This is a genomic window from Rhodococcus sp. PAE-6, from assembly GCF_025290685.1.
Taxonomy (GTDB): domain Bacteria; phylum Actinomycetota; class Actinomycetes; order Mycobacteriales; family Mycobacteriaceae; genus Rhodococcus; species Rhodococcus pyridinivorans.
The window spans coordinates 1-261 of the sequence record NZ_JAOCLZ010000150.1 but is presented as its reverse complement, the minus strand read 5'-3'; the positions used below and the strand labels follow the sequence as shown (position 1 = coordinate 261).

1 pseudogene is annotated in these 261 nt (G+C 72.8%); it reads right to left on the bottom strand.

Annotation, left to right across the window (positions count from 1 at the left end):
* A pseudogene (locus NVV99_RS26595) lies at positions 1 to 261 on the bottom strand (hypothetical protein); the annotation flags it as partial.

The window sequence follows — 261 nt, the reverse complement described above, 5'->3', positions numbered from 1 at the left end:
AGGTGGTCGCCGACGGCCGGACCGTCGGAGTGGTCGGCGTCGTCGCGGGGGAGGTCACCGTCGTGGAGGGGGTGGAGTCGGCCGCAGCGCTGAGGTCGGCCGCGACAGCAGCGAGCCAGGAGGCAGCGAACCGGGTCGGGGCCGGTCCGCTGGCAGTAGCCGGGACCGAGCCGTAGGAGCCGTGTTCGGCGGCGACATTGCGCACCGGCGTCATCGCCACCAGGTCGAACGCGTCCCGGTTGGCCTTGACCTCGTTCTGCA